The organism is Variovorax sp. P4_D9, assembly GCF_056401695.1.
Genome location: NZ_JBFUIU010001243.1, coordinates 1 through 1,934, shown reverse-complemented (window position 1 = coordinate 1,934; position 1,934 = coordinate 1). Strand labels below are relative to the sequence as shown.

The 1,934-nt window shown below is 60.8% G+C and carries 2 protein-coding genes; both read right to left on the bottom strand.

Going from position 1 to position 1,934, the window contains the following annotated elements:
- Positions 1-180 (bottom strand): helix-turn-helix domain-containing protein (locus AC1DY5_RS53495; RefSeq protein ID WP_478122331.1); only part of this gene is annotated, 180 nt, incomplete at its 3' end.
- A 379-nt stretch (positions 181-559) separates the two neighbouring features.
- On the bottom strand, positions 560-1,934 hold a 1,375-nt coding region (locus tag AC1DY5_RS53490), incomplete at its 5' end, for a hypothetical protein (RefSeq protein ID WP_478122330.1).

Genomic DNA, 1,934 nt, shown 5'->3' with positions numbered 1-1,934 from the left:
CGCCTTGAGTCCCTTGCCTCGACCCGACGAGGCCTTCAGCCATTTGTAGATCGTCGTGCGGCTGAAGCCGTAGGCGGCAATCACCGCAGAAGGCTTCTCTCCATCGCGAACTCGCTCCACCGCCATCAGGCGAATCTCTTCAAGCGTTTTGTGATCCAGCGTGCGGCCATCTCGTTTCATGCGCTATTGAATCATCAATTCGATTGTCGTGGTGATCTTTTGTAGCCTAAATTATCGACTGCTGAGTAATACTGTGTACTTGTTACGAGGACCTCACCCATCTTCGCGATGAAATCAGAAGGCGCGGACTACAACTACGACTTTAATTTTTGTTCTAACTGGGGCAGCAGTAAGTAAAGCTCCTGGTGACTACGAGTTTCTGCTCGCAGGTCTGCTCACCGGCCCCGGCGCTGATTGCATGGGGTCGTTAGGGCCCTCTACGACTTTGTTCTCGCGAAACATAATCACCAATCTCCATAGCAAAGGGCCCTGAACACAGTGGCCTGACTTGAAACCCAGAGCCTCGGCTATTCGTGTCTGGCGACGCGCATCGCTCGGGTTAGTTCGGCGCGACCGCCTCGAGCGCCCCATATTCGGCGCACAGTGCCATGAACTTCCGGTAGTCGAAACCTGCTTCGCCTCTCAAGTCGATCAGCTCGCAGCGAGCTGCGGCTTCAATGGCTGCCTTGGAGACCATAACGGAATCATCACCGTCGGCCGAGGACGTCACCCAGGGCTCAAGCGAGCGCGCCTTCATGATCCGCGACAGCGCCTCCATCCTCGTGATTGCGGCGTGGGCGCGATGGGGCTCCTTGCCGGAGTGGCGCGCGGCCGTAAAGAGAGCYAAATCGGAGTTGTCGCCCTCGGGGTCGGGGTCCCGGCGCGATTCAATTGCCTTGGACAGGCTCGCGAGATCCTCGCCAGTGAAGACTTGCGCGTTGAAGCGCTGCAGCCATTCGGCAGAGATGGGCACCTGGTCTTCCGGCAGGGCATCGTCGAGCGCTTCGCCCTGCGTACGAACGTCTTCTTCGGTGGCAAGCGAGAAGGCGTAGATCATCCCCATGCGCCAGCGTCCGAGGGGCAGATCTTGGACGTAGCGCTTCTCYGCCGCGGCGCAGATCACCAGGCCCGCGCGCTCGGCGCGCCGGCAGAGCTCTTCGATCTCTGTCGGCGCCTTTGTCTTCCACTTCTCGCGGCGCTTCTCCGGCACGGCCAAGAGAGCCTCCAACTGTTGCTCGATCTCAGGGGCGCCAGGGGAGTCGGGATACCGAACCACCTCGCCTTCATTGCGCGACAGCCAATGAGCCAACTCATCAGCGCCTGCAATTGGGATGCGCGGTGACGAACGCACGGCATCAACCAAGAGGTTCGGCGACTCCAACTCCAGGGTGYTGGCGACGGCAGCAAAGAGGTGCGAGGGAACTTGACCCTTGTTAACATAGCCGCGCCAGTCGTCTTCTTCGACCCCTAGTGCGGCAGCTATTTGGGCGTTCGAGAAGTTAAGCCGCAGGCGCGCCTCCTCGACGACCCCGACATTGAACTCAGCGTCCTGGAAGCGCGCGACCTGCGAGTCGCGGCGTGAGAGCAGCCAATCGTCGATGGGCTCGGGAACCCTTGCACGGAATGCGTCGTAGTGCTTGCGCAGCGCGTTCCACCGATCCTGCGTGATGACGCCATCCAAGAGGACTTCGTCAGTCGGCTGCTCTGGCAACGGCTCGTCGGAATAGCGCCCGGACCAGGCGGCCGCCAGGCCGCTTTCCCATTGATAGTTGATCTTGGTGTCCAGCCACCCGCCGATCGCACCGCCGACCAGCCGGCGCAGCCGCTCCTCCATGCGCACGACTTCGACGGATGGGAAAGTGGAGGGCTGGCCATCGGGGCCGATGGCAACCAGTAGCAGGTGGTAAAAGGGCGTGGGTTCACCGATGGAGACG